Here is a 26,693-nt window from a genome sequence, read left to right as displayed (position 1 = left end):
ACTAAACTTCGTATAATATTTTCTCCGTTGGGGTCGTCAATTAACGCAACTAATATATAGCGTCGATTAGGTTCTTTTCCCCATACCAGAATAGAATCGGAATGGTAATTCTTCCAGGAGCCCGATTTTCTGAACAGGCGCGCCGCAGGAGCAATTTTTTCTAGGGTATTCACAAATTTGTGATGTAATTCAGGATTCTCTAGGATGTTTAGCATCTGCTTAGAGCGATTTTCATTGACCAATTTCCCATTGGCCAAAAGGTAATAGAATTTACACACTTGGGTAACCGAAGCCGCATGACTTAAGTTTTTGATGGGTTCTCGATGTGTATCACCACCACCGCCATAGCGTTTACCCACCCATAGGCCACCCCCTTTTTCTTTGTTGTAGAACTCATATTTGGGGCTGGTCATAACCTCTTCAATTTTATCATATCCTATTCTGTCGATCATCCTGGTAGCAGCTGAGTTACTGGACTTACTAATCATAAGACGCATATCGCTTTTTACTTCGGCTGTTTCCTTCAATTCACCTTTATCTATTGCATCCATGGCAGCTAAAAGAATTGCAATCTTTGGTAGACTGGCAGCATACATCATGTGATTTCCGTTGATCCGTGCAAACTTTACATTGTCCGGGTCACTAAGATCCACAACACCAACAGACATTTTTTTCTGTGACATCAGTGCTTTCCATTTCGGATTTGATCGTAGTTCCCGCTCCAGATTAACCTGTAAATCGGCATCCAATAAACTACTCATTGGTTTTATATTTGCCTCGGATGTTTTTAGAGGTAATTGATTTTGAGCCAATAAGGGCGCTGCAATTAATAAGCAGGCAATAATAGAAGTTACAATTCCTTTCATTTGGTTATCAATGATTTAAAGCAGGTCAAATGTACACAATCAATTGTTCCATTCTTGTTAAATTTTTAAGCAATCAAAAAAACGCAATTTGAACAATTACGCCCTATTATAACGCTATTAGCCGCTGATATTGTTAATTTTTCGAAAAATATTACTATAAAATATTCTGAAATTATATCTAGATGGTTTTACCAACGATTTGCAGAATCCTTTTACATCGCATAAGTTGCAAATTAAAGCTTCGCATTTAATTTTAACTAAAAGCAAAAAAAGCTTACTTAAGAAAATAAATTTTCTACGTAAACTTTTCGCTTTAGTTGTCGGGATGACAGGATTTGAACCTGCGACCACACGGCCCCCAGCCGTGTACGCTACCGGACTGCGCCACATCCCGAAATTGGAATGGCAAAATTAACCAAATAAAAAAGTCTAACAAATAAAAACGCCTTAATATCCTTGAACATTTCGGAATTAATTTGTCGAGGTGATAGGATAAATTAAAATTATGTAGTTATGTATTAATAAATAAAGCCTGTGTGATTTCTTAAGAAAGTAAACTCTCTGCAAAAACAACCAGGCTTTATTTTGTCGGGGTGGCAGGATTCGAACCTGCGACCTCCTGCTCCCAAAGCAGGCGCGATAACCGGGCTACGCTACACCCCGAGGTAATTGTCTAAAAAACGTTTTATACCTCTTTTCTTAATTCTTTTCTCCAAGAGCAATGCCTCAGACCTTGTATCAACTTTAAGTTTCAAAACTAATCTCCAAGGAAGGCCACCTTTAGTAGACTTTACGATTCCTAGATTATGTCTTTCTAATCTTTTCTTGAAATTAGTAGTTTGACCTACATAATATCTTGATAGTTTATCGCTATATAAAATATATACGAACATAACTCTTTTGTCGGGATGGTCACGCTTCAAGCGTGACGACCTCCTGCTCCCAAAGCAGGCGCGATAACAACGCTGTGGCGTCACCGGCCTGCCACGCTAAAAGCGTGGGCTACGCTACACCCCGAAGTAATTGTCTAAAAAACGTTTTATACCTCTTTTCTTAATTTTTTTCTCCAAGAGCAATGCCTCAGACCTTGTATCAACTTTAAGTTTCAAAACTAATCTCCAAGGAAGGCCACCTTTTGTGGACTTTACGATTCCTAGATTATGTCTTTCTAATCTTTTCTTGAAATTAGCAGTTTGACCTACATAATATCTTGATAGTTTATCGCTATATAAAATATATACGAACATAACTCTTTTGTCGGGATGGTCACGCTTCAAGCGTGGGCTACGCTACATTCCAAAAAAATTAGAGCTGCAAAAATAACCAAATATATTAGTCCGACAAGGAAGTTTACTTTTTTAAAAATAAAAAACCAAATCACCATAGTTTTCGTATATAAAGATGTCAAAAATCCTATTTTTAATGAAATTAGCTAAATAGGTAGACAAGTATTTTTCACTTGAAAGACCTCAGCTGTTCATTCGGTTGAGGTTTTTATATTTTGCATCCTTTTTAGTATCTTTTCAGAAAAATGCACACTATGAAAAAGCACATAGGACTTTGCTTGGTGTTATCTTTCTTTATCGCTTGTGCCCAACAAAATAAGCAAAAGGGAGATATAGCGCTCAGTTCACAAGAAAGAACTTATTCAATTGAATCTGTAGTCGATGGACTGGATAACCCCTGGGGAATGACATGGTTACCAGATGGAAGCATACTCATTACTGAAAAGAGTGGCGAACTAATTCGCTTCAACAACGGAAATAAAACAACCATTCAAAATGTTCCGGAGGTCTACAATCGTGGACAAGGCGGATTACTCGATATTGCGTTGCACCCAAACTATTCAGAAAACAACTGGATCTATATAACGTATTCTTCTTCCGAAGGAAATGAAAGCGGAGGCAATACAGCTCTAATTCGCTGTAAGCTTTCAGAAAATTCACTCACAAACATTCAAACACTTTACAAGGCAGCACCTAATACCACTAAAGGCCAACACTTTGGCTCTCGAATTGAATTCGACAATGATGGATTTGTTTATTTTTCTATCGGTGACCGTGGTGAGCGAGATGTAAACCCTCAGGATATCACCCGTGACGGAGGAAAAATATATCGTTTACACGACGATGGAAGGATTCCTAAGGACAATCCATTTGTTAATCAACCAAATGCCAAACATGCCATTTACACCTTCGGAAACCGTAATCCGCAAGGCATGGCTAAACATCCGTCCACAGGTGAAATTTGGATGCATGAGCACGGTCCCAAGGGAGGTGACGAAATTAACATTCTAAAAAAAGGAGCAAACTACGGCTGGCCGGTAATTTCGTATGGAATAAATTATAGTGGGACAAAATTCACCAATGAAACGGCACGCCCCGGAATGGAACAACCTGTTCACTATTGGGTTCCTTCCATTGCCCCCTGCGGAATGGCTTTTGTCACCGGAGACAAATACCCGGAATGGAACGGACAGTTAATGGTAGGATCTTTGAAATTCAATTATATAGAACTCCTTAAACTCGAAGGTGATAAGGTTGTTGCTCGAGAAAAAATAGCCGAAGATATTGGTCGAGTACGCAATGTAAAATTAGGGCCCGATGGTTATATTTATATTGCCATTGAAGGAGATGGCATCGTTAGAATTATCCCCGAATAATAAAAAGACCGTCGCATTGCGACGGTCCTTCTTTGATGTTATTGTAAACTAACTCTTAAAAACTAATAACTGATTCGAATACAACCCCATCAAATTTTCCTTCGTTTAAAATATTACCCAGGTCAAATCCATCGTATGACTGACTCACATACTCTAATTTGGCAAGGATATTCTTTGTGATAAAGGCTCCTACTCCAACATTAAATCTATCGATGGTAACATCGTTTCCGGTTCCTTTTTCCTCTCCGCTTGCATTGTTATAGCGACCTCCGACATAGAAATTTTCATTGTTTCCGAATCGGTATAGTACTTCAACTAAATACTGGGTCCAATCGCGTTTGTCAATCTCACCAGCACTTTTCCCGGTAGACATTTCATACATTCCAAAAAATTCTAACCCTTGATATTTAATAAATGGGTTTATCATAATCGCATTTAGTTCATATTCAAAGCCTGGGTTATATCTACCAGATTTAAAATAGGATGCGCTACTTGCTTCTGCATCTTCTAAAACCAAATAATATCTAGACCCGGCTCTATCACCATCATAAAGATAGGTTCCTCTAGCCTGAGCCGTATTGTAAATAGAGCCGGTTAAACGTACTCGCACATCTTCATTTAATTGTTTGTCGTAGCCTAGCTTAGCAAACACAGAAGGAGAAGTGGTTTTTGGATTATTAACAGCCTGATTCAGCTTACCGTTCGACATACCCACCATACCTAGCCAGCCATTGGTTTGTACGTATACCTCTGCACCCACTTCAGTGGTAAATGCATCAATGATAGTATTGCCAACAAATGGATTGTAAATGGCCGATGAGTTATCGGATCTTCTAAAGTGAGTATCACCGTAGTTAATCTCCATATGCCCAATCTTTACAGTAGTCACCTTCATCACATCGCTTAATAAACCCTGCTTGATGAAGTTCAAATTATCAATTTGTAAATATCCTCCTTTTACATAAGGCTCCGGGTGGTGTCTGGAGGATAGATAAGTACGCAAGTGCATCCGCAAACCATCTCCAAAAGCAACATCCAAATCGAGGTTAGCTGTGGCCAAGTTAAAATTATTGCCAATTTCAATTAAAGGAAGCTCTCCGAACCATGGACTCGTTTCGTCCGTTCCTGCATCCATATAACCATTGGAATGATCCAAGGCCTGAAATTGTAGTGTAGAAGATCCTCCAATACGAACCGTAACGCCATCAAATGCTTTTACGACAGCAGTGTCTTTTGGCGCTTCAAAGACATTTATGCCTTCCTTATTAGGTTCTTTAAAGTTGTTTAGACTTCGTTTATTTTGTCCATAACTAATAATGGATACAAAAAATAAACACAATACAATTAATCTTTTTACTAAGTGTTTCATGGTTATAAATAATTTAAGTTAAATTCAATTGTTATATCGTTTCCTGTTTTTATAGTTCCCAATAATGCCGTAGGTGGTTCCACGTCGAAATCGGACATCTTTAAGGGTTTTTTTCCAACTATGTTAATGGTATTGTCCTTCACGAGGATGTTGACCAAAATATCTACGTCCCTCGTTTTTCCTGCTATATTCAAAGTCCCGCTAAGCGTGGCTTCAAAATTATTTGCCCTTACTGCCCTTATTTTTTTTACACTTTTGAAGCGGTAATAGATGTTTGGATGTTGATCATTTTTTAACGCATCATACGTTTTCTTATTCATTGTCCGGTTATCACTATCCAAGGTTTTAACACCAATGGTTATTGAAATTTCTTTAATATCAATATTATCGGCATTGGCACTGCCAAATGCAATGGTTCCGCTGAAGCTTTTCGATACCATTTCCCAATCGTGCAATGAGGATGTCCCCTTAATTGTAAATATCGAATTATTAGGGTTGAGCTTATATTCACGTAACACTGTTTTGGCAGTGGTGATATCGGCTTCGTTTTCGATTTGTTGTGCCAATAAATAATATGGATTGAATACGCATAAGAACAGTACTATTATGCTTACGGATTTGATGTCTTTGCAATTCATGGCGTAGAATTTATTCTACAAAGTTATTATTGGTATTGCTCATCAACTATGACAATAATCATATATAAAATCGGGAGTTTATGACCATTGTCATAAAATAATTACGACAAAAACCATATGTTTTTTTAGGAATTCGTTTCTCTAAAAAGAAAACACTTCATATAAGAAAAGTGAAAGAAAATCAAGGCTCAGACAGCAGCTGTAGTAGATCTTTGTCTCACCATAGAATCCATTTCAAGATAACGGGTATTTTTTTTATGCAAAAAGAGGCTATATCATTATATTTACATCCAAACATAAAAACGAAGTAGTCTAATACGCAATTTCGAATCGAACTATGAAAAAAATCATTTATCTGTCCTTCATTTTGCTTGTGTCAATTGCCTGTAACGATGCAGAATTAAAAGCTAGTATCGAACGAGGTGCTGTTGTCTATTCAGAATCTTGTATCCGTTGTCATATGTCGGAAGGCATTGACACCAATGAACGATATCCTCCGCTAGCAGGCTCCAATTGGTTGACCGAAAAAAGAAAAGAAACCATTCATGCAACCAAGTATGGATTGCGCGGTGAAATTACAGTCAACGGAGTACAATATAAAGATATCATGATTCCAATGGGACTGACCGATGAAGAAGTGGCCGATGTGCTTAATTATATTATGAATTCATGGGGTAATACACAAAAAAAGAAAGTAACTCCCGAAGAGGTAAAGGAAATTCCAAAAAAAATGCCGCGCTAAACCGCTAAAAGGTAAATCTAATTACCTTTGTCAAAACCTATTTTTATGCTCATAATTGGAATTGCTGGAGGAACAGGAAGCGGCAAAACAACAGTTGTTCAGCAAATTATTGAAGAACTTCCTAAGGATGAGGTTTGTGTTATCTCTCAAGATTCATACTACAAAGATACTAGTCACCTTTCGTTTGAGGACCGAGTGAAAATAAATTTTGATCATCCGCAAGCTATCGATTTTAAATTGTTAGTGACACATTTACAAGATCTCAAAAATGGAAAATCATTCGAACAACCTGTATATTCCTTTGTTGAGCACAATCGTACAAGTGAAACAGTTACCACTTCACCAAAAAAGGTCATCATTGTTGAAGGTATATTAATATTAACGAACCCCGAAATTAGGGAGATGTTCGACATTAAAGTCTATGTGCATGCCGATAGTGATGAACGACTTATCCGAAGATTAAAAAGAGATATTGCGGAAAGAGGAAGAGATCTGGAAGAAGTACTAAACAGATATCAAACTACGTTAAAACCCATGCATCAGCAATTTATTGAACCTACAAAGGAATTTGCCGATATTATAATTCCAACGAATCGATACAATACCGTGGCCGTTAACTTAATTAGGACTATCATTCATCAAAAATTAGGATAAAGACGCCGTGAAGTTTTCAGAAATAATAAAGAACAAGTGGATGAAGCGATTAGGTGCAACCTATGTTATCATCCTTGTCCTTTTTATTATATGGATGTTCTTTTTCGACACCAATTCATTTTTAATTCACAAAGAACTAAACGATGATATAAAAGCACTGGAAGAGAATAAGGAATTTTATCAGGAGGAAATTAAACAAGATAAGTCCTTTATTGAAAAAATGCAGGACAGTAACGAAATTGAAAAATTTGCCCGAGAAAAATACTTTCTAAAGAAGCCGAACGAAGACATTTATTTAATCGAACACGAAGACAGTGTGAAAAAGACGAAGAAGGATGAGTGATTTTTTATTCGATGAATTCAATGAAGTTTCTGCCAAACAATGGAGGCAGAAAATACAGTATGAGCTAAAAGGAGCCGATTATAACGATACCCTAATCTGGCAGAGCAATGAAGGAATTCATGTAAAACCATTTTATCATCAGGACGACGTGAAGACCGAATTCCCCCCTATTCCCGGGCAGCCAAAATCCTGGCAAATTGGACAGCAGGTTTTTATAGATGATGTTGTGATCGCCAATAAATTAGCACTGGAGGCGATTGAAAGAGGTGCCGATTCTATTACTTTTTTAGCTGAAAAAGAGTTCCATATTGAAACGATTTTTAAGTCTTTTCCATTTTCCACCACACCCATATATTTTGAATTTACCTTCCTTTCGGAAGAATTTTTCAATCGACTGCAGCGATTCCTTTCAATACAAAAAGCACAGGCATACTACAACATCGACATTATTGGTAATCTGGTGCGTACAGGAAATTGGTTTTACAATCTTAGGAAAGACCATCAGATACTCGAGCAAATTTTTGCAAAAAATCCTTCAGAAAAAATAATAAGCGTAGACACCACCATATACCAAAATGCCGGAGCGAACATGGTGCAACAACTTGCCTACGGACTGGCACACGCGAATGAGTACCTCAATCACTTTTGTAATGACAAGCCGGAAATAAAAGATAACTTTCTCATTACCTTTCAAGTCGCAACTGGATCAAACTACTTTTTTGAAATCGCCAAACTGAGAGCCTTCAGAAAATTATATGCTGCATTGGCCAAAGCGTATGCTATTTCTGAAACATGTCACATAGTAGCAAGGCCTTCAAAAAGAAATAAAACGCTTTACGATTATAACGTGAATATATTGCGAACCACCACTGAATCTATGAGTGCTATTCTGGGAGGAGCGAACACCATCATAAACCTTCCCTACGATGCGATCTATCACAAAAGCAATGAATTTGGAGAGCGTATTGCAAGAAATCAATTACTTATATTGAAGTCTGAAAGTTATTTCGATATGGTGCGTAATCCTGCCGATGGCAGTTATTATATCGAAGCTCTTACCCAAGAACTTGCCGAAAAAGCATTGCAACTATTTAAGGAAATTGAAAAAGGAGGTGGGTTGCTGCCGTTGCTGAAGGAGGGTACCATTCAACGAAAAATTCAAGAAAGCGCCCAAAAAGAACAACAACAATTTGATGGAGGCAAATTAATACTGATTGGAACGAACAAACATCTAAATTCGAATGACCGAATGAAGGACAATCTGGAATTGTATCCTTTCCTAAAAATTAAAAATAGAAAAACCATCATTCCACCGATCGTTGAAAGAAGATTGGCCGAAAAAATAGAACAAGATCGTTTAAAAAGTGAATAATATGAAAACTAGAATACTGCTGCTAATCGCTGTCATTGCAATGTATAGCTGTGGTGAACCCATTGCATATAAATATCAAAACAAGGAAATGGATATCGCCTGTGCCGGGATAGACCCATCCCTCCTAAAAGAGGCACTGTACTCATTTGAAAATGATATTTCGGCATATTATAACAACGAACAATACAGTCCGGGCAGTGCTGTTTATTTCGAATTTGGGTATGCGAATTTCATCTATCCGGGTGCAACAGGTACAGCCGACTACGCGAAAATTGCCTCATCACATACCATAGCAATAATGGACATACTCAAAAAAGAAGAATCCCTATGGAATAAAAATGCTAAGGACAGTAAGCTAAACTACAAGCACCCATTTGTGAAATGCCTGATCGAAAATATCGACAATAAAGAAATCAAGGAGAAAATAGAAACACTCCAGAGTGTTAATTATTTTACACCTACAATAATGTCAGAATTTTACCGGGTGCATGTGGGTGATGCTTTAACCGACAAGCACTTTGCCTTATTTATAGCCTTAGAGACCTATTATCAAAATTTATTGGAAATCGATTTTTCCGCGATGTCTAAAAATGAATAGAAAACCGGTATCACATATCACATTAAATAATTCCACTTCTGAAAAAAATGGAACAGGCCTTCCGTCGGCTACTACGGCCGAAGGAATAGAGGTTAAAAAAAGTTATGTGGCTCAGGATATCGAACCTCTGAAGCATCTCAATTTTGGAGCCGGCATAGCTCCGTATTTGCGAGGCCCCTATGCTACTATGTTCGTGCAAAGGCCTTGGACCATAAGGCAATATGCCGGTTTTTCTACCGCCGAAGAAAGCAATGCATTCTACCGAAGAAATCTGGCAGGCGGCCAAAAGGGATTATCGGTCGCCTTCGATTTGGCAACACATCGCGGTTATGACAGTGATCATGAGCGTGTGGTAGGTGATGTGGGAAAAGCAGGAGTCGCCATCGATAGCGTGGAGGATATGAAGATCCTATTCGATCAGATTCCACTGGACAAGATGAGTGTTTCCATGACCATGAACGGTGCGGTACTTCCCATTCTCGCATTTTATATTGTTGCTGCCGAAGAACAAGGCGTATTGCCCAAAGCGCTGGCAGGAACCATTCAAAATGATATTTTAAAGGAGTTTATGGTACGGAATACCTATATCTATCCGCCAACGCCTTCGATGAAGATCATTAGTGATATTTTTGAATTTACTTCGGAGCACATGCCGAAATTCAATTCAATTTCGATCTCAGGATACCATATGCAGGAGGCGGGTGCCACCTGTGATATTGAATTGGCCTATACCTTGGCGGACGGACTGGAATACATTCGTACCGGTCTCGCCGCCGGAATGGACATAGACACCTTTGCCCCTCGCCTATCCTTCTTTTGGGGTATTGGTATGAACCACTTTATGGAAATTGCCAAAATGCGCGCCGCTCGTATGTTATGGGCAAAAGTGGTACAACAATTCAACCCGAAAAATGAAAAATCTTTGGCCCTCCGAACACATTGTCAAACCAGTGGTTGGAGCCTCACCGAACAAGACCCTTTCAACAATGTTGCCCGAACCTGTATTGAAGCAGCAGCCGCAGCTTTTGGAGGCACCCAATCCTTACATACCAATGCGCTGGATGAAGCGATAGCCCTGCCAACCGATTTTTCTGCTCGAATTGCAAGAAATACCCAGCTCTACCTTCAGGAAGAGACACAAATTACCAAAACGGTGGATCCTTGGGCGGGAAGTTATTATGTTGAAACTTTGACAAATGATATTGCTGAAAAAGCCTGGAAATTAATTCAGGAGGTAGAAGAATTGGGGGGAATGACCAAGGCTATTGAAGCCGGTATCCCCAAGTTACGCATCGAAGAAGCGGCCGCAAAAAAGCAGGCTAGGATTGATAGTGGCCAAGATATAATCGTTGGTGTGAATAAATACCGATTACAAAAAGAAGATCCTTTACAAATTCTCGATGTGGACAATCAGAAGGTAAGATTAGCCCAATTGGAACGACTTCAACAAGTAAAAACACATCGATCCCCCGAGAAAGTAGCTTATACCTTATCAAAATTAACCCATTGTGCAAAGACGGGTGAAGGAAATTTACTAGCTTTAGCTATCGAAGCAGCACAAGAACGTGCTACTTTAGGTGAAATTAGCGATGCCCTCGAGGTTGTTTTTGGGCGTTACAAAGCACAAATTAAATCGTTCAGCGGCGTGTACAGCAAAGAAATAAAGAAGGATACCACTTTTGAAAAAGCCAGACAGATGGCAGATCAATTCGCCGAACTGGAAGGCCGTCGTCCGCGTATAATGATTGCAAAAATGGGGCAAGATGGTCACGATCGAGGTGCCAAAGTAGTGGCTACCGGCTATGCCGACGTAGGCTTCGATGTGGATATTGGCCCCCTGTTTCAAACACCGGCCGAGGCCGCCAAACAAGCGGTGGAAAACGATGTACATATTTTAGGGGTTTCTTCCCTCGCTGCAGGACATAAAACATTGGTGCCTCAGGTAATTTCTGCGCTTAAAGAATATGGTAGAGAGGATATCATGGTGATTGTTGGTGGTGTTATCCCACAGCAGGATTATCAGTTTTTATTCGATGCAGGTGCAGTGGCTGTCTATGGTCCCGGAACGCGAATAAGTGAAGCAGCTATTGAAATGCTTCAGATATTGATCGATTCTGTTTCGGAATGAGGGAGTATATAATCACTACCCAAAGACTGGGCTTGCGAAATTGGTTGCCTTCAGATGAAGCACCGTTTATCGAAATGTGCCAAGACGAGGCCGTTATGAAACACTTTCCAAAAGTGCTTTCCAAAGAAGAAACACTCGGACTTATCGGCAGACTTAAAGCACACTTTGAAGAACATGGTTATTGCTATTTTGCCGTAGACCTTTTAGAGACTTCAGAATTTATAGGCTTTACAGGCCTTGCCAATCAGATTTGGGAGAGTGCATTCACACCCTGCGTCGATATTGGCTGGCGACTAAAACGAGCCGCATGGGGCAAAGGATATGCCACCGAAGCAGCTGCGGCCTGTCTGAACGCCGCGTTCACAACATTTAATTTAAATGAAGTTTTGGCCTTTGCAACCAATACAAATAGTGCTTCAGAGCAAGTGATGAAAAAACTAGGTATGAACTATATAGGAAATGTACAGCATCCGTTGATAGAAAACGACGACCGGTTTACACACTGTGTGGTGTATAAGGTCCTTCGTAATTAAAAATATACTGTGCGCGCATAATAAGTAATTTTGATTGTGTACTTTTACATTTCCATCTAATAAAATCAATATGAATTATTCAGGAAAAATGTTGCGTGATGATGCGCTAAAGGGAAAAACCATAGTAGTTACCGGTGGCGGAAGCGGCTTGGGAAAATCAATGACAACCTACTTTTTGGAATTAGGGGCCAATGTAGTGATCACCTCAAGAAATATAGAAAAGCTACGGGCGGTGAAGGCGGAATTAGAGGCACAGACCGGTGGAAAAGTACTCCCGGTGCAATGTGATGTACGGAATTACGACGAGGTAGAAGCCATGGTGGCAGCTTCGGTAGCCGAATTTGGCAAAGTAGATGTACTTTTAAACAACGCAGCAGGAAATTTTATTTCTCCAACAGAGCGACTTTCGGCAAATGCCTTCGATACAATTATTGATATTGTATTAAAAGGAACTAAGAACTGTACACTGGCCTTCGGAAAGTACTGGATCAAAGAGAAAGAAAAAAACAAAGTAGTCTTAAATATAGTGACCACCTATGCCTGGACCGGATCTGCCTATGTGGTGCCAAGTGCTACCGCCAAAGCAGGAGTTTTGGCCATGACGCGTTCCTTGGCCGTGGAATGGGCGAAATACGGCATGCGTTTTAACGCAATCGCTCCGGGACCCTTTCCAACAAAGGGCGCCTGGGACCGACTTTTACCCGGTGATCTAAGGGAAAAATTTGATCTTGCCAAAAAAGTGCCTTTAAAACGGGTGGGAGATCATCAAGAACTAGCCAATTTAGCTGCCTATCTAGTATCCGACTTCTCTGCCTACCTAAATGGAGAAGTAGTGACCATAGATGGTGGTGAGTGGTTAAAAGGTGCCGGACAAATGAACCTGCTCGAAGAAGTCCCAGAACAAATGTGGGATATGCTGGAAGCCATGATTCGTTCTAAGAAAAGTAAGTAAACGGCTTTGAGCATGGTGGCGAATACACAAAAATGGACAGGTTGCGCCGCAACCATTTTTGGGGATTTGCCGTTAATCAATCAAAAAAGCAATGCTTCCGTTCTAAGAAAAGTAAGTAAACAGTTTTGAGCGTGGTGGCGAATACACAAAAATGGATAGGTTGCACAGCAACCATTTTTGGGGATTTGCCGTTAGCCGGTTATAAAAGTAATGATTGATCCAAGAAGAATTAATAAACTCGGTTATCGACACCTTTTTTTTAATCCGAATCGCTTATTAATTTGTTCACTTCCTGTTAACAAAATTCATTTTCTATCCGCATAATAAGTTGTATTTTTATAGCTAAAATTTGTCAGAAATTAATGGGTAAAATAATTGCAATTGCAAACCAGAAAGGCGGTGTTGGAAAAACGACAACTTCGGTAAATTTAGCGGCTTCCTTAGGCGTTTTAGAGAAAAAAGTCCTTTTAATAGATGCAGATCCACAGGCCAATGCTACTTCGGGACTGGGAATCGATGTAGAAAACGTAGAAAAAGGAACCTACCAATTGTTAGAACACACGGTTTCTGCCAAGGAAGTAATTGTTGCTACCAACTCTCCCAATTTAGACCTTATCCCGGCTCATATAGACCTTGTTGCCATCGAAATAGAATTGGTAGATAAGAAGAACAGGGAGTCCATGCTTAAAAAAGCAATTATAGAGCTTAAAAAAGACTACGACTTTATTCTAATCGATTGTGCCCCATCCCTTGGACTATTAACGCTAAATGCCCTCACGGCAGCCGATAGTGTGTTAATCCCTATTCAGTGTGAATATTTTGCATTGGAGGGTTTGGGGAAACTACTAAATACGGTAAAGAGCGTTCAGAAAATACATAACAAAAACCTGGACATTGAAGGTCTGTTATTGACCATGTACGATTCGCGATTACGCCTCTCTAATCAGGTGGTGGATGAGGTGAAAAAACACTTTAACGAAATGGTGTTTAAAACAATCATTCAGCGGAACGTTCGTTTAAGTGAAGCACCCAGTTATGGTGAGAGCATCATTAGTTACGATGCAGGTAGTAAAGGCGCCAATAATTACTTAAGTTTGGCACAGGAATTAATTGAGAAAAACCAGTAATGCCAAATGGCTAAAGCAACTAAAAAACAGGCATTGGGACGAGGACTTTCAGCCTTGTTGAACGATCCATCCAACGATATTAAATCGGCTAGTGATAAAAATGCCGACAAGGTGGTTGGAAATATTGTCGAATTGGATATCACCACCATAGAAGTCAATCCGTTTCAACCTAGAACCAGTTTTAATGAGGAATCCCTTCGCGAATTGGCCTCTTCCATTAAAGAATTAGGGGTTATTCAGCCTATTACGGTTCGGAAGATCGATTTTAACAAATATCAATTGGTAAGTGGAGAGCGTCGCTTTCGGGCTTCAAAATTGATAGGACTCGCTACCATTCCTTCCTATATTCGCATAGCGAACGATCAGGAATCGCTAGAAATGGCCTTGGTTGAAAATATCCAACGACAAGACCTAGATCCTATCGAGATCGCTCTTTCCTATCAGCGTTTAATCGAAGAAATTGAAGTCACCCAAGAAGCATTAAGTGATCGCGTAGGAAAAAACAGGTCAACGATTGCCAATTATTTGCGTTTGCTGAAACTGGATCCCATCATACAAACCGGAATGCGGGATGGATTTATATCTATGGGCCACGGCCGTGCGCTGATTAATATAGACGATACCAACGAGCAATTGGATATCTACGAAAAGATACTTACCGAAAAACTTTCCGTTAGGGAAACAGAAGCCATTGTTCGAAAGCACAAATCTCCTACTCAATCGGAGGCTCCCAAAAAGAAAATAGTACCTGGTTTTGCTTCGGAAGCCAAAAATGAATTGTCCCATCTGCTCAACAGTAAAGTAGATGTTAAGGTGTCCGCTTCGGGCAAAGGACAGCTGACTGTCGCTTTTACGGATAAAGAAGACTTACAACGTATTTTGAAGCTCATAAAAAGTGAAAAATAAGCTTTTATATATTCTTCTTTTACTCCCGGCACTGTCACTACTTGCCCAAACAACCGATTCGCTTGCAGTAAAAAATGAAAAGATACTTGTTGTAAAGGACAGTCTTACGCCAAAGGAGGCGTACAATCCGTTGGCGCCTTCAAAAGCAGCCTTTTATTCGGCCGTGCTTCCCGGTTTGGGACAAGCCTACAACAAAAAATATTGGAAGATTCCCATTATATACGCAGGTATGGCAGCCGGCGTTTATTTTTATTTGGATAACGACAAAGATTACGATAAGTTTCGAAATGCTTATAAACGCAGATTGGCCGGTTTTACCGATGATGAATTCCAAGGAATATCAACAGAACGACTCATTGACGCGCAAAAAAGTGCACAAAAGAACAAGGATGTAAGTATCATTGTCGCTGTGGCATTTTATCTCATCAATGTGGTCGATGCCAACGTGGATGCGCATTTAAAGCAATTTAATGTTAGTGATGACCTGAGCATTCAGCCCAATTTTGAGTTGAACCCTATCAATACCCAAGCTAATTACGGACTGTCCTTTAAATACACTTTAAAATGAAGATCGCGCTGTTAGGATATGGGAAAATGGGGAAGACGATCGAAAGATTGGCCGTGGCCAAAGGACATTCGATCGTATTTAAAAGTTCAAGCACTTCGGAAGAAGGTGATCTTAGATCGGCCAATGTCGCTATCGAATTTTCCACGCCTGAAACGGCCGTTAAACATATAACGACTTGCTTTGAGAACGGTATCCCGGTAATATCAGGAACCACCGGTTGGTTGGAACATTACAATGAAATGCTAAAGTTATGTGAAGCACGTAACGGCAGCTTTATCTATGCGTCCAATTTCAGTATTGGAGTAAATCTGTTTTTTAATTTGAATGAACACGTCGCAAAACTAATGGCTCCATGGAAGGAGTATACAGTCTCGATCGAGGAGATTCATCATACCCAGAAAAAGGATGCTCCCAGTGGCACGGCAATCTCGATTGCTGAAGGTATAGTAAAGAATTCGGCCAAAACCGGATGGAAACTGGGCGAAGCGGCCGTTGATGAGATCGCGGTCACAGCAAAACGAATTGACGATATAAAGGGAACACATATTGTTCGTTATGCTTCGGAAATTGATAGTATTTCATTAAAACACGAGGCGCATTCCAGAGATGGTTTTGCCATAGGGGCTATTCTGGCAGCAGAATGGATTCAGCACAAAAAAGGAGTCTATTCCATGAGGGATGTACTTCAAATACAATACTAATTTGGAGGAGAATTTCCTTCAGAAAAACAAAAAACTATGAGTTTTACGGGTTGGTTACTTTTTATGTTGGTAGTACAGGTCGTTCATTTTGCCGGAACCTGGAAATTGTATACCCTTGCCGGAAGAAAAGCGTGGGAAGCCGCAGTTCCCGTGTACAATGCAGTAATATTGATGAAGATCATCAACCGCCCATGGTGGTATACCATCCTGCTCTTTGTACCTATAGTCAACCTCATCATGTTTCCGGTGATCTGGGTAGAAACGCTTCGCAGTTTTGGTAAGAACAGCACAACCGATACGGTGCTAGGGATACTTACTTTGGGACTTTATATTTATTATATCAATTACGCCCAAAAGGTAACCTATGTGGAGAAGAGAGACTTAAAACCCCGTACATCGGCAGGTGAATGGGTGAGCTCGATCTTATTCGCTGTAGTGGCAGCTACCATTGTCCATACGTATATCATGCAACCGTTTACCATTCCAACTTCATCTTTGGAGAAAACCTTATTGGTGGGTGATTTTCTTTTTGTAAGCAAGTTTCATTACGGTGCCAGAACTCCATTGACGCCCATCGCCTTTCCTATGGTGCACGATACGATCCCGGTTGCGAAAGTAAAATCGTATATAACGAAGCCTCAAATACCCTATTTCCGATTTCCGAGTTTTCAGAATATAAAACGCAATGATATTGTGGTATTTAATTGGCCGGTAGATACCCTTATCGATATCAATCCAGGATCTATGCGCGGCAGTGTCCAAAAACCAATCGATAAGAAATCGAATTATGTAAAACGTTGTGTGGGCTTACCCGGTGACTCTTTGGAAGTTCGCGATGGCTATGTCTATATTAATGGAAAACAAAACGTCTTACCGGATCGTGCAAAATTGCAATTTGGGTATCAGTTTGCCACTTCAAAACCCTTGAATCCACAATTTGCTATTGGGCAATACAATATTACCGACATCTATCCATTGGACAAAAGTTATCAAATTTTTCAAGCCCATATGACCGATGCTGAGTATGAGAAATTTAAAAATTATCCTAGCCTCGATACCATCGTAAAAACAACGGCAACGAAAGGGCAATGGAACGAAAGCACCTTTCCAAATGACAATAAGTATCCTTGGAATACCGACTTTTTCGGACCAATTTATATACCAAAAGCAGGGGCTTCCGTTGCAATTAATGCCGAAAGCATAGCCTTATACAAACGGATCATAGAAGTGTATGAAGGGAGTGAGCTGGGTATTGACAATACGATCTCACAATCCGGCACTCAAGTCCTTTTGAATGGACAGCCCATCACCGAATACACCTTTAAAATGGATTACTACTGGATGATGGGTGACAACCGAAGCAATTCACAAGATGCACGTATGTGGGGCTATGTCCCCTTTAACCATGTCGTGGGGAAACCGGTGTTTGTCTGGATGAGTTGGGATAGCAATGCCAAAGGATTTGGCAATAAAATACGTTGGGAACGTATGTTTACTACGGTGGGTGGCAGTGGAGAGCCTGTTTCCTACTTTAAGTTCTTTTTGATCCTGTTAGGAGCTGGTTGGATTTTTAACTTTTTTAGAAAAAAACGAAAGGCGGCTAAGAAGTAGACTGTTGAATTGGTTATTCGTGAAAAAAATCCTTCTTTATCCCTCCTATTTTCCTTCGATAGCACAAATGGTTGCGGTCGCAAAGGCGCAAGAAGTGATTTTTGAAATTCAGGATAATTACCAAAAGCAAACCTATAGGAACAGGGCCTATATTGCGCATAGCAATGGCAAGTTACTGCTCAATGTTCCCATCAAACACACCAAAGACGGTAGTCGACAAAAGACAAAGGACGTATTGGTAGAAAATGATTTTCTATGGCAATCACATCATTGGAAATCGTTACAATCCGCCTATCGCACCTCCCCATTTTTCGAGTTTTACGAAGACGACCTCGAGCCCTTGTTTACAAATCGGGTGACGCATCTAATGCGACATAATTTAGATATTTTTAAAATTCTTATTGACCTTATAGGAATTGATATAACGACCACATACACCGAGACATTCCAAAAAGAATCAGCAGAAATTGACGGTCGTTTTCTCGTTGAAGCAAAGAAAGAGAAGGACTATGGATTCGACCGGTATACACAGGTGCTTGGCGAACAACATGGATTTTTAAAAAATCTTTCGGTTTTGGATTTGTTGTTCAATGAAGGTCCAAATACCCTGTCTTTTCTCCAATCTCAAAAATTATTTCTTCACTAATGCAATCCTTGTCGACAGTTTACCAACCAATGACTGCCTTCACAGGATAGTGATCTGAAAAGGATTGATCAACCGTTTCAAAAGAAATTACTTCGAGGGTTTCAGAAGTTAAAATATAATCGATTCGCATTGGATACCCGTCAAATTTAAAGGTAGTTCCTATACCCCATCCTCTTTCCACAAAGGCATCGTTCATCCCGCCTTGTAATTGCCTGTACACATAGGAGAAGGGTGTGTTGTTAAAATCACCTCCTAATATAACTGGGTATGGCGATCGATTTTTATGGTCTAAAATAATGCTCGCCTGAGACTGTTGCATCATAAATGCTCTTGTCATTCGTTTGCGCAAACGCTCCTTGTCTCCTTCTTGTAAAAATCCCACTCTGGGCATAATCCCTAACGACTGCAAGTGCAAATTATAAACCCGTATGGTGTCGTTTCCTTTCACTATATCTGCATAAATCGTATTGTTATAGGAGTTTTCATAATTGAAGGCACCTCTATTTGCAAAAGGATATTTTGAGAAAATGGCATGTCCCAATTTATCGTTGCTATCCCTAAAGTGAATATATTGATAGGGATAAGCAGAAAAATCGAATGCGCTACCTCTGTAATATTCCTGAATGCACAGGACGTCGGGTGTTTTGTTTTTAAGGATTTCTGAAATGGTTTCTGAAACACCTTTTGACGGTTCCTTTTCGTATGCATTGAACAAACGCACGTTGTAACTCAGTATACTAATTGTATTTTGATAATCCGAAGTATTTCCTTCCGAAGAAAATTCAAAAAAGGGATTAAAATGAAAATAGGCCACAACCAATACAATCCCCGAAAACAATGCCAACCGCTTTAACCGAAACAACCAATAGGCCGTAAAGAGTACGTTGACGAGTATTAAGGGAGAAACCGCCAAACTCAGCAATGAAATCGTGGGAAAACTTTTGGGCGGTACATAAGGCAGTATAAAGGATACCAATAACAGGATCACAGCTATGGTATTGCCCAATAGCAACAATTTATCAAAAAGCCCCAATTTTTTAGATTGCATTTGGTCAGTCTTCTTTACCTGCTTTAAATAGAAAGTCTTTTTCGGCCTTCGTCAGACTATCATACCCACTTTTCCCTATTTTATCAAGGATGGCGTCTATTTTCTTTTGGTTATTAGTCTTCTCTTGCTTGGTGATAGAACGAACAGAGTGGTCCCGTGTTGTACGATGTACCTTTTTAAATGGCTTTTTTGTACGTGGCGTAAACAAATTCTCAAACCAATCAATGATATTCTCAAACCATTTACCAATATCATTCCCTTTTGCCAATTGTACAGCATACATATAACCAAATATAGCACCCCCCAAATGCGCAAGCAATCCACCTGCATTTCCGGAAGTTGGCAATTGAATGAGGTCCAACACCACCACAAAGGCACCGATATGCCATAATTTCACGGTAATAAAAAATAGCCGAACCTGTGTATTGGGGCTATAAGCCGCAATAAAGATCACGATGGCACGCACGGCCGCCGAGGCACCTAAGAGATACCCGGTACTCTCGGTAAACACGGGAAATAGGTTATACGCCAAAACGTATAAGGCCCCGCCACAGATGGCGCCTAATAAATACACCGTTAAGAAGCGTTTTGCATCGAATAAGTTCAAAACAAAACCTCCAAACCAATACAGCCATAGCATATTCCAGAACAAGTGCCAAAATCCGAAGTGTAAAAAGCTATAAGTAACAAACGACCAGGGTTGCACAATGAATTCCTCAAAGGTATCGGGTAAAACAAACCACCGTGTTAATTGTGACAAAGGAATATCAAAAAAGAAGGCCACCAGATTCACCAGAAGGAAAATGATCAGATTAACAACAATTAGTTTAACGACGATTCCCGCTGTTTTAAATTGATATGTAAGACTAGTAGCTGCCATAATTAATTCCAACGATGTTGATCGAAACTATTCTTTTTCCAGTAGTACGCCATAATAAAACCAAACAAGGCACCTCCAATATGTGCCCAATTGGCAATGTTTTGTCCAAATACAGAGAATCCGGTGACCCCCGAAAATAAATCCAGTAATAACAAAGCCGGAATAAAATACTTGGCCTTTATAGGAATTGGCAAGAAGATGAGCATCAATTCAGCATTCGGATACATCAAACCAAATGCAACCAGTACGCCGTATATGGCTCCGGAAGCCCCAACAGCGGGAATATTCCAAGCACCGAAGAATTGCTGGGATGCACTTACCGTAATATCGGAGATCTCTCTGTACGATCCGGGTTCTACCGTGGCATTCAATAAATTCCAGATTTCTGTATCCGAAGCACCTAATGCCGAAAGGGCATCAAAACCACTGTGAAACTGAAAATAGTTTACCAAAGTATGAATGAGCGCCGCTCCCAACCCTGCCGAAAAATAGAAGAATAGAAATTTATTGCGCCCCCATTGTTGTTCTAGTGGCGAACCGAATGCCCATAGTGCGTACATATTAAACAACAGATGCATGAAGCCTCCATGCATGAACATATGCGTAATGGGTTGCCAAAACTGAAAATTAGGGCTCTCAAAATAGAAAAGGGAAAAGAGGCGGTACGAAACATCCTCAGACATGAGCGTACCAATAAAGAACAGTACGTTGACAATGATCAAAACTTTTATCGTTTCTGTAATTCTTCCCATTACATAAATTTTTTATCAAAATCTGTTACGTCAAATGTAACTAGAATTGGTTGGTTGTTGGGCGATACGTTCGGTTCTTTACAGGCAAAAAGCTGATTGACCAAATGCTCCTGTTCGTTTCTATTTAACACGGTTCCTGTCTTCACTGCCATACTTTTTGCCATGGACTTTGCCAAAAGATCGTTCTGACTAAAGCCAGGATCCGGCACCTCCTCTTTTATGTCGGTCAGCAATTGTTCCAGCACCTTTGCTGCCTGACTTTCGGAAATAGTCACGGGAATACCGCTAATCTCAATGGTTTCATCACTGCCAAATTGAAACACAAATCCCGTATGTTCCAGTTGCTCCTTGATCTTTTGGATGATTTCGATATCTGGTTTTGAGAAATGAAGCTGCAACGGAAACAACAATTGCTGACTCACTGCTTCCTGAACCGTAATGTTTTTCAGCAATTCTTCGTATAAAATACGTTGGTGTGCCAAATGTTGATGGATCACCATCATCCCACTTTTAATGGGACTTATAATATATTTATTGTGTAGCTGAAATGTGATTTGTCCGGTGGCTTCCGTATCACTTTCAAACAAACGCCCGGTCACCTCTTCACTTTCAAACTCAATATTTTCAATCCCCGAAACCGAATGTCCCAAATCCTGCTTCAATCCCACATAAAGTGATTCCCATGCCGGACTTTTTTCTCTTTTATAAGGAAATGCAATATGGCCTTGCTTTGCTTCTTTCTGAAACGGATTAAAGTCCTTATCTACTTCGATTGTAGGTGCAACGGGAGCCTTTTTACTGTACGCATAAGGCGTGTCAAAGCCACTCTCCTTATTAAAATCTAGAACAGGAGCGATACTGAATTGCCCCAAGCTATGTTTTACCGTCGCCCGAAGCATGGCATAGATGGCGTGTTCGTCGTCGAATTTAATTTCGGTTTTGGTAGGATGAATATTGATATCGATGGATTTGGTGTCCACATCCAAGAATAAAAAATACCCGGGATGCATACCATCCTTTACCAATCCTTCAAATGCCGATCCTACAGCATGGTGTAAATACGGGCTTTTTATAAAGCGGTCATTAACAAAAAAGAACTGTTCTCCCCTACTCTTTCTAGCAAATTGAGGCTTCAGCACAAACCCTTTTACTCGAACAATTTCTGTTTCTTCTTCAACTGGGACTAATTTTTCGTTGGTTTTGCTTCCGAAGATATTTACAATACGCTGCCTGGCATTACTGATGGGTAAATTAAATACATCGCTCCCATTGTGAAGCATGGTAAACGCCAACTGTGGATGTGCCAAGGCAACGCGATGAAACTCATCGATAATATGACGCGTCTCCACCGTATTGCTTTTTAGGAAATTTCGGCGGGCGGGAATATTGTAAAATAGGTTTTTTACCGCAATGGTCGTTCCTTTGGGAACTACAGCTGCCTCTTGAGAAGAGACCTCACTGCCTTCAATGGTTATTTTTGTGCCCACCTCCGCATCGGACGTCTTGGTCTTTAATTCAACATGGGCAATCGCAGCAATGGAAGCAAGTGCCTCACCTCGAAATCCCTTGGTATGTAAGTTAAAGAGATCGTCTGCCGTTTTAATTTTAGAGGTGGCATGCCGCTCAAAACTCAATCTGGCATCTGTAGGACTCATCCCAATACCGTTATCGGTTACCTGTACAAGTGTCTTCCCGGCATCTTTCACTACCAAACTTATTTGCGTTGCGGCAGCGTCAATGGCATTTTCCAACAATTCCTTTACCACAGAAGCAGGACGTTGAACGACCTCTCCGGCTGCTATTTGATTGGCAACATGATCTGGTAAAAGCTGAATAATATCAGTCATTATAACTTCTGAAAAAAGATAGACAAATCGAAATCGATGATATACAGAAATACTAAAACAAATATTAGAACTAATATTAAGATAGTTTTATTAAACTCAACATTTTTTCTATTCCTATTTGCAACTCGAGCATTTTTCCACTGACCACTTATATCATTTTCGTTTAAAGTATCAGAATATGCATCAAATTTTGTTGCATGTTTTTTCTCATTAGCATCAGGTTTACCCTTATAATAACGAGGTGTATAGTTATAGCGATTATTCGACTTTAACTTTTTTATTAATGTAAATTTAATTGGTCCCATAACACAATTCCTGAATTCAAAGTTACTTAAAATACGGCAGTCTTTGAAGTAGTTTGCCTTACATTCTTATAAACAATTATCATTCCTAAAATGGATCGCCAGATATTGAGGCACCATAATAGTTGGGTGGTTGGAGGGTTTTTATTCTGCCTAAGAAAGACTAAAACTTAGATTCCTTCCGAAGTTGTGCCATCTTTATAGCGGCTATTGCGGCTTCGGTTCCCTTGTTACCATGCCTGCCTCCACTGCGGTCGATGGCCTGTTGTAGATTGTTATCGGTAAGGACACAGAAGATAATAGGAATATTGCCCTGCACATTGAGGTCTTTAATTCCCTGTGCCACTGCCTCACAGACATAGTCAAAATGTTTGGTCTCTCCTTGAATCACACTGCCAATGGCTATAATGGCATCCAGCATATCGTAGCTCTGTTGCATTCGTTTGCAGCCGTAGATCAATTCGAAACTTCCGGGGACATTCCAACGCACTATGTTGTCGTTAATAGCACCACAGTCTTTTAAGGCATCGAAAGCGCCCTGAAACATACCCTCGGTAATAGAATGATTCCACTCTGAAACAACAATCCCAAACCGAAAGTCTTTCGCGTTTGGGATTGTTGCTTTATCGTAAGAAGATAAATTTTTATTTTCGGTAGCCATTATTGATTCATTGCTTCGACCTGTCCAATGTACAATTCAGCTTTGGCAGCTTCAGCAGCAGCTGAATACTCTTCCGATATTCTTTTTAAATGCTTTAAGGCAATCTCTGTTTTACCCATGTTCATAGCGGTAATCCCAGCTTTCAGTAAAAAACGAGGAGCTGTCATTTCATTATCACTCTGCTTGGCTGCCTTTTCGTAATATCCCAAGGCATCCTCATTCTGTCCTAACTGCACAAAGGCATCACCTATGGCCCCTTTTGCCAATGGTCCCAACATCGCATCATCACTTTTAAAACCATCTAATTTATCAATGGCAGCACGGTAATCGCCCGTATTCATATATGCCATTCCGGCATAGTATTTCGCCATATTTCCAGCCTTTGTTCCGCCGAAATTATCGATAATATCTAAAAAGCCATACTTTCCTTCACCTCCGTTTAGCGAAAGATTATACAATGAATCCTTTGCAGGCGCTGTCAAAGCTTGTTCAAAATATTGTTGTGCCTGAAACATTTCGTTCATGGCTTCTTTCTCCTTCGGCTCTTGGATAAATTGCTGGTAACCCAAATAACCGAGTACGCAAACTGCTACAGCACCAATAAACATTAGGATGTATTTTTGGTTTTTTTCAACCCAAGCTTCGGTCCGTGAAGCACCCTCATCTAATGTTTTAAATACTTCAGCAGTTGTACTATTCTCTTCTAACTGAGATTGTTTCTCAGCTTTATTTTTAGGTCTACCGCCTCTTTTCTTGTAGGTTGCCATAATTTTCTTTATTGAAGCGCAAAAATAAAATATTTATTAGAATTTAAAAGGGAAAAGATTCCTTATTTTTCAATAATTTGCAGGGCCAATGGCGGTGTTTTTTCTGAAAAGACCTCATGTTCGAAAGCAAACTTAAGTTTCTCATTACCATGTTTTTACAATCATTGTCTCTTCTTAACTATAAAAATTTCGAATCGGAATCATTCGACTTCGACCCAAAAATAAATTGTTTTGTGGGAAATAACGGTGTAGGAAAGACCAATGTACTGGATAGTATCTACCATTTGTCCTTTGGGAAAAGTTACTTCAATCCCATTACAAGTCAGAATATAAAACACGGTGAAGATTTCTTTGTGGCCGAAGGCGTTTATCAAATCAACAAACGTGAAGAAAAGATAGTGGTAAGTGCCAAACGCGGTCAAAAAAAGATGATAAAACGCAACGGTAAAATCTACGAACGCTTTAGCGAACACATTGGTTTTTTACCTTTGGTTATTATCTCCCCGGCAGATCGAGACTTAATTATCGAGGGAAGTGAGACACGAAGAAAATTTGTTGACGGGGTTATTTCTCAGGGAGATTCGGCCTATCTAGATACGTTGATGAAGTACAACAGAGTGCTGGCACAACGAAATTCATTGCTAAAGTATTTTGCAGCAAACAATAGCTACAACAAGGATACCTTGCTTATTTACGATGAACAACTTTCTCAATTGGGTACTCAAATCTTTGAAAAACGAACTGCTTTCCTCGACAAGTTCATGCCCATCTTTGTAAAGCGATACAAGTCCATTAGCAATGGAAATGAAACCGTACGGTTGGTCTATCGCAGTCAGTTACAAGAAAAAAGCCTGTCATCCCTATTACAAGAAAACCTTGTAAAGGATAAAATGACGCAGTATACTAATTTTGGGATTCACAAAGACGATCTTCACTTTGAGATTGACGAACATCCCATTAAGAAATTTGGGTCGCAAGGGCAGCAAAAATCGTATCTCATCGCATTAAAATTGGCTCAGTTCGATTTTATAAAAACACAGCGAAAAGTGACGCCTATTTTATTGTTGGATGACATCTTTGACAAGCTAGACGAGCAACGGGTTGAGCAGCTCATTAGCCTTGTGGACAACGAAAATTTCGGACAGTTATTCATAAGTGATACTCATGCAGACCGGACCGAAGAAGTGGTGAAAAAAATTCATCAAACCTATAAGATGTTTCGCCTTTCAAGTGAAGGGTGATAATGAAAAAATATTCAGAAAATGAAAAATATAATGTGCTTTTTAATACTGACCCTAGTTTTTGGGTGTGTAAAGCAAGATCCTTCAGAACAAATAGCCTATATTGACGGTTATTGGGAAATCAAGTCGGTTACCATGCCCGATGGTACCAAAAAGGAATTTAAGCTAAGTACGACAATCGATTTCATTGAGGTGACGGCAGATAGCGGTATGCGGAAAAAGGTAAGTCCGCAGTTGGACGGCAGTTTCCTCACGAACAATTCGGTGGAGAAATTCAGCTTAAAAATAGAGGGAGACAGTCTGCGGATGTACTATACAACCCCATTCGATTCGTGGAAAGAGACGGTCTTAGAAGCAAAAGACAGCCTGCTGCGCGTTAAAAACAAGGATCACAAAATATATACCTACAAAAGATTTAGTACTTTTAGAATAAAGCAAGAGTAGATGGCAAAACGCGACGGAGAAAATACAATAGGAGATGTGCTCAAGAGTTATATTGCTTCGGGAAAACTTCAAAAAGGCCTCGATAAGGTTTCGGCTAAAGAAGCCTGGGAAGATGTGATGGGGGAACCTATTTCAAAATACACAACCGATGTCCAATTGGATAGAGATACGCTTTATGTACAATTAAGTTCTTCGGTATTGCGCGAGGAACTCAGCTACGGCAAGGAAAAAATTATTCGTCTATTGAACGAAGCCCTTGGGAAACCATTGATCAAAAAACTAATCCTTCGGTAATTAACAAACTAATCATGGCGCGTAGTAAAAAAATTACAAAG

29 protein-coding genes and 2 tRNA genes are annotated in these 26,693 nt (G+C 39.9%); 18 read left to right on the top strand and 13 right to left on the bottom strand.

All coding sequences use genetic code 11. The features are described from left to right. The 5 genes from K8F54_RS02520 to K8F54_RS02505 all read right to left on the bottom strand — a co-directional run. Positions 1–866, bottom strand: an 866-nt coding sequence (locus tag K8F54_RS02520) for a serine hydrolase (protein ID WP_290786571.1), incomplete at its 3' end; no start/stop codon positions are given. 320 nt (positions 867–1,186) lie between these two features. After that, positions 1,187–1,260, bottom strand: a tRNA-Pro gene (locus K8F54_RS02515). Between the two features lie 194 nt (positions 1,261–1,454). After that, positions 1,455–1,529, bottom strand: a tRNA-Pro gene (locus K8F54_RS02510). Further along, positions 1,520–1,759, bottom strand: coding sequence for a GIY-YIG nuclease family protein (locus K8F54_RS13920; protein WP_363299110.1), 240 nt, complete (start codon positions 1,757–1,759; stop codon positions 1,520–1,522). The genes K8F54_RS02510 and K8F54_RS13920 overlap by 10 nt, the downstream gene beginning before the upstream one ends. A 114-nt stretch (positions 1,760–1,873) precedes the next feature. After that, the gene (locus K8F54_RS02505; RefSeq protein WP_290786569.1) at positions 1,874–2,113 is read right to left on the bottom strand and encodes a GIY-YIG nuclease family protein; all 240 of its coding nucleotides are present in this window, start codon (positions 2,111–2,113) and stop codon (positions 1,874–1,876) included. A gap of 293 nt (positions 2,114–2,406) precedes the next feature. On the opposite strand from K8F54_RS02505, the gene K8F54_RS02500 reads away from it, so the two are divergent. Further along, entirely contained in the window at positions 2,407–3,528 is a 1,122-nt protein-coding gene (locus K8F54_RS02500) for a PQQ-dependent sugar dehydrogenase (RefSeq protein WP_290786567.1), read from the top strand. A gap of 55 nt (positions 3,529–3,583) precedes the next feature. Here K8F54_RS02500 and K8F54_RS02495 read toward each other — a convergent pair whose 3' ends face one another. Then, entirely contained in the window at positions 3,584–4,897 is a 1,314-nt protein-coding gene (locus K8F54_RS02495; protein ID WP_290786565.1) for a hypothetical protein, read from the bottom strand. Between the two features lie 2 nt (positions 4,898–4,899). After that, on the bottom strand, positions 4,900–5,535 hold the full coding sequence (locus tag K8F54_RS02490; protein WP_290786562.1) for a YceI family protein: 636 nt from the start codon (positions 5,533–5,535) through the stop codon (positions 4,900–4,902). Between the two features lie 337 nt (positions 5,536–5,872). On the opposite strand from K8F54_RS02490, the gene K8F54_RS02485 reads away from it, so the two are divergent. The 14 genes from K8F54_RS02485 to K8F54_RS02420 all read left to right on the top strand — a co-directional run bounded on the left by K8F54_RS02485 (position 5,873) and on the right by K8F54_RS02420 (position 18,416). After that, positions 5,873–6,277 carry a cytochrome c gene (locus K8F54_RS02485; protein ID WP_290786560.1) on the top strand — a complete coding sequence of 135 codons (405 nt, stop codon included), beginning with the start codon at positions 5,873–5,875 and terminating at the stop codon, positions 6,275–6,277. A gap of 45 nt (positions 6,278–6,322) precedes the next feature. Beyond that, positions 6,323–6,931: a uridine kinase gene (gene udk, locus K8F54_RS02480; protein ID WP_290786558.1), complete on the top strand. Its 609-nt coding sequence runs from the start codon at positions 6,323–6,325 to the stop codon at positions 6,929–6,931. Between the two features lie 40 nt (positions 6,932–6,971). Next, positions 6,972–7,274, top strand: coding sequence for a septum formation initiator family protein (locus K8F54_RS02475; protein WP_290786557.1), 303 nt, complete (start codon positions 6,972–6,974; stop codon positions 7,272–7,274). Further along, positions 7,267–8,646 carry a methylmalonyl-CoA mutase subunit beta gene (locus K8F54_RS02470; RefSeq protein ID WP_290786555.1) on the top strand — a complete coding sequence of 460 codons (1,380 nt, stop codon included), beginning with the start codon at positions 7,267–7,269 and terminating at the stop codon, positions 8,644–8,646. Before K8F54_RS02475 ends, K8F54_RS02470 begins: the two co-directional genes overlap by 8 nt. Before the next feature lies 1 nt (position 8,647). After that, the gene (locus K8F54_RS02465) at positions 8,648–9,244 is read left to right on the top strand and encodes a hypothetical protein (RefSeq protein WP_290786552.1); all 597 of its coding nucleotides are present in this window, start codon (positions 8,648–8,650) and stop codon (positions 9,242–9,244) included. After that, entirely contained in the window at positions 9,237–11,372 is a 2,136-nt protein-coding gene (gene scpA / locus K8F54_RS02460) for a methylmalonyl-CoA mutase (protein WP_290786550.1), read from the top strand. Before K8F54_RS02465 ends, scpA begins: the two co-directional genes overlap by 8 nt. Continuing rightward, the gene (locus K8F54_RS02455) at positions 11,369–11,905 is read left to right on the top strand and encodes a GNAT family N-acetyltransferase (protein ID WP_290786548.1); all 537 of its coding nucleotides are present in this window, start codon (positions 11,369–11,371) and stop codon (positions 11,903–11,905) included. The genes scpA and K8F54_RS02455 overlap by 4 nt, the downstream gene beginning before the upstream one ends. Before the next feature lie 70 nt (positions 11,906–11,975). Further along, positions 11,976–12,857, top strand: a complete 882-nt coding sequence (locus tag K8F54_RS02450) for an SDR family oxidoreductase (RefSeq protein ID WP_290786546.1) — start codon at positions 11,976–11,978, stop codon at positions 12,855–12,857. Between the two features lie 362 nt (positions 12,858–13,219). Then, entirely contained in the window at positions 13,220–13,984 is a 765-nt protein-coding gene (locus K8F54_RS02445; protein ID WP_290786545.1) for an AAA family ATPase, read from the top strand. 6 nt (positions 13,985–13,990) lie between these two features. Beyond that, positions 13,991–14,890 carry a ParB/RepB/Spo0J family partition protein gene (locus K8F54_RS02440; RefSeq protein ID WP_290786544.1) on the top strand — a complete coding sequence of 300 codons (900 nt, stop codon included), beginning with the start codon at positions 13,991–13,993 and terminating at the stop codon, positions 14,888–14,890. Then, positions 14,880–15,458 carry a DUF5683 domain-containing protein gene (locus K8F54_RS02435; protein WP_290786543.1) on the top strand — a complete coding sequence of 193 codons (579 nt, stop codon included), beginning with the start codon at positions 14,880–14,882 and terminating at the stop codon, positions 15,456–15,458. Before K8F54_RS02440 ends, K8F54_RS02435 begins: the two co-directional genes overlap by 11 nt. After that, entirely contained in the window at positions 15,455–16,159 is a 705-nt protein-coding gene (gene dapB, locus K8F54_RS02430) for a 4-hydroxy-tetrahydrodipicolinate reductase (RefSeq protein WP_290786541.1), read from the top strand. The genes K8F54_RS02435 and dapB overlap by 4 nt, the downstream gene beginning before the upstream one ends. A gap of 36 nt (positions 16,160–16,195) precedes the next feature. Next, positions 16,196–17,770, top strand: a complete 1,575-nt coding sequence (lepB, locus tag K8F54_RS02425) for a signal peptidase I (RefSeq protein ID WP_290786540.1) — start codon at positions 16,196–16,198, stop codon at positions 17,768–17,770. A 19-nt stretch (positions 17,771–17,789) separates the two neighbouring features. Next, positions 17,790–18,416 carry a WbqC family protein gene (locus K8F54_RS02420; RefSeq protein ID WP_290786539.1) on the top strand — a complete coding sequence of 209 codons (627 nt, stop codon included), beginning with the start codon at positions 17,790–17,792 and terminating at the stop codon, positions 18,414–18,416. A gap of 19 nt (positions 18,417–18,435) precedes the next feature. Here the strand turns inward: K8F54_RS02420 and K8F54_RS02415 are convergent, their stop codons facing one another. The 6 genes from K8F54_RS02415 to K8F54_RS02390 all read right to left on the bottom strand — a co-directional run bounded on the left by K8F54_RS02415 (position 18,436) and on the right by K8F54_RS02390 (position 24,673). Then, the gene (locus tag K8F54_RS02415) at positions 18,436–19,464 is read right to left on the bottom strand and encodes an endonuclease/exonuclease/phosphatase family protein (RefSeq protein ID WP_290786537.1); all 1,029 of its coding nucleotides are present in this window, start codon (positions 19,462–19,464) and stop codon (positions 18,436–18,438) included. 4 nt (positions 19,465–19,468) lie between these two features. Next, entirely contained in the window at positions 19,469–20,344 is an 876-nt protein-coding gene (locus K8F54_RS02410) for a rhomboid family intramembrane serine protease (RefSeq protein WP_290786535.1), read from the bottom strand. A 2-nt stretch (positions 20,345–20,346) separates the two neighbouring features. Further along, on the bottom strand, positions 20,347–21,096 hold the full coding sequence (locus K8F54_RS02405; protein ID WP_290786533.1) for a rhomboid family intramembrane serine protease: 750 nt from the start codon (positions 21,094–21,096) through the stop codon (positions 20,347–20,349). Further along, positions 21,096–22,943 (bottom strand): DNA mismatch repair endonuclease MutL, encoded by a 1,848-nt coding sequence (gene mutL, locus K8F54_RS02400; RefSeq protein WP_290786532.1) that lies wholly within the window; start codon positions 22,941–22,943, stop codon positions 21,096–21,098. Before mutL ends, K8F54_RS02405 begins: the two co-directional genes overlap by 1 nt. A 465-nt stretch (positions 22,944–23,408) precedes the next feature. Continuing rightward, positions 23,409–23,906 (bottom strand): 6,7-dimethyl-8-ribityllumazine synthase, encoded by a 498-nt coding sequence (gene ribH, locus K8F54_RS02395; protein ID WP_290786529.1) that lies wholly within the window; start codon positions 23,904–23,906, stop codon positions 23,409–23,411. Continuing rightward, the gene (locus K8F54_RS02390; protein ID WP_290786526.1) at positions 23,906–24,673 is read right to left on the bottom strand and encodes a hypothetical protein; all 768 of its coding nucleotides are present in this window, start codon (positions 24,671–24,673) and stop codon (positions 23,906–23,908) included. Before K8F54_RS02390 ends, ribH begins: the two co-directional genes overlap by 1 nt. Positions 24,674–24,822: 149 nt before the next feature. On the opposite strand from K8F54_RS02390, the gene K8F54_RS02385 reads away from it, so the two are divergent. Genes K8F54_RS02385 through K8F54_RS02375 form a run of 3 tightly spaced genes read left to right on the top strand, consistent with a single transcriptional unit; the run spans position 24,823 to position 26,652 of the window. Further along, positions 24,823–25,914: a DNA replication/repair protein RecF gene (locus K8F54_RS02385; protein WP_290786574.1), complete on the top strand. Its 1,092-nt coding sequence runs from the start codon at positions 24,823–24,825 to the stop codon at positions 25,912–25,914. A 21-nt stretch (positions 25,915–25,935) separates the two neighbouring features. Beyond that, positions 25,936–26,358, top strand: a complete 423-nt coding sequence (locus K8F54_RS02380) for a lipocalin family protein (RefSeq protein ID WP_290786523.1) — start codon at positions 25,936–25,938, stop codon at positions 26,356–26,358. Continuing rightward, on the top strand, positions 26,359–26,652 hold the full coding sequence (locus K8F54_RS02375; protein WP_290786520.1) for a DUF721 domain-containing protein: 294 nt from the start codon (positions 26,359–26,361) through the stop codon (positions 26,650–26,652). The last annotated feature ends 41 nt before the right edge of the window (positions 26,653–26,693 follow it).

Origin of the sequence: Altibacter sp. (assembly GCF_019913785.1) — a bacterium.
GTDB lineage: Bacteria > Bacteroidota > Bacteroidia > Flavobacteriales > Flavobacteriaceae > Altibacter.
The sequence above is the reverse complement of the archived record's forward strand: the minus strand, read 5'-3'. Positions and strand labels throughout refer to the sequence as shown.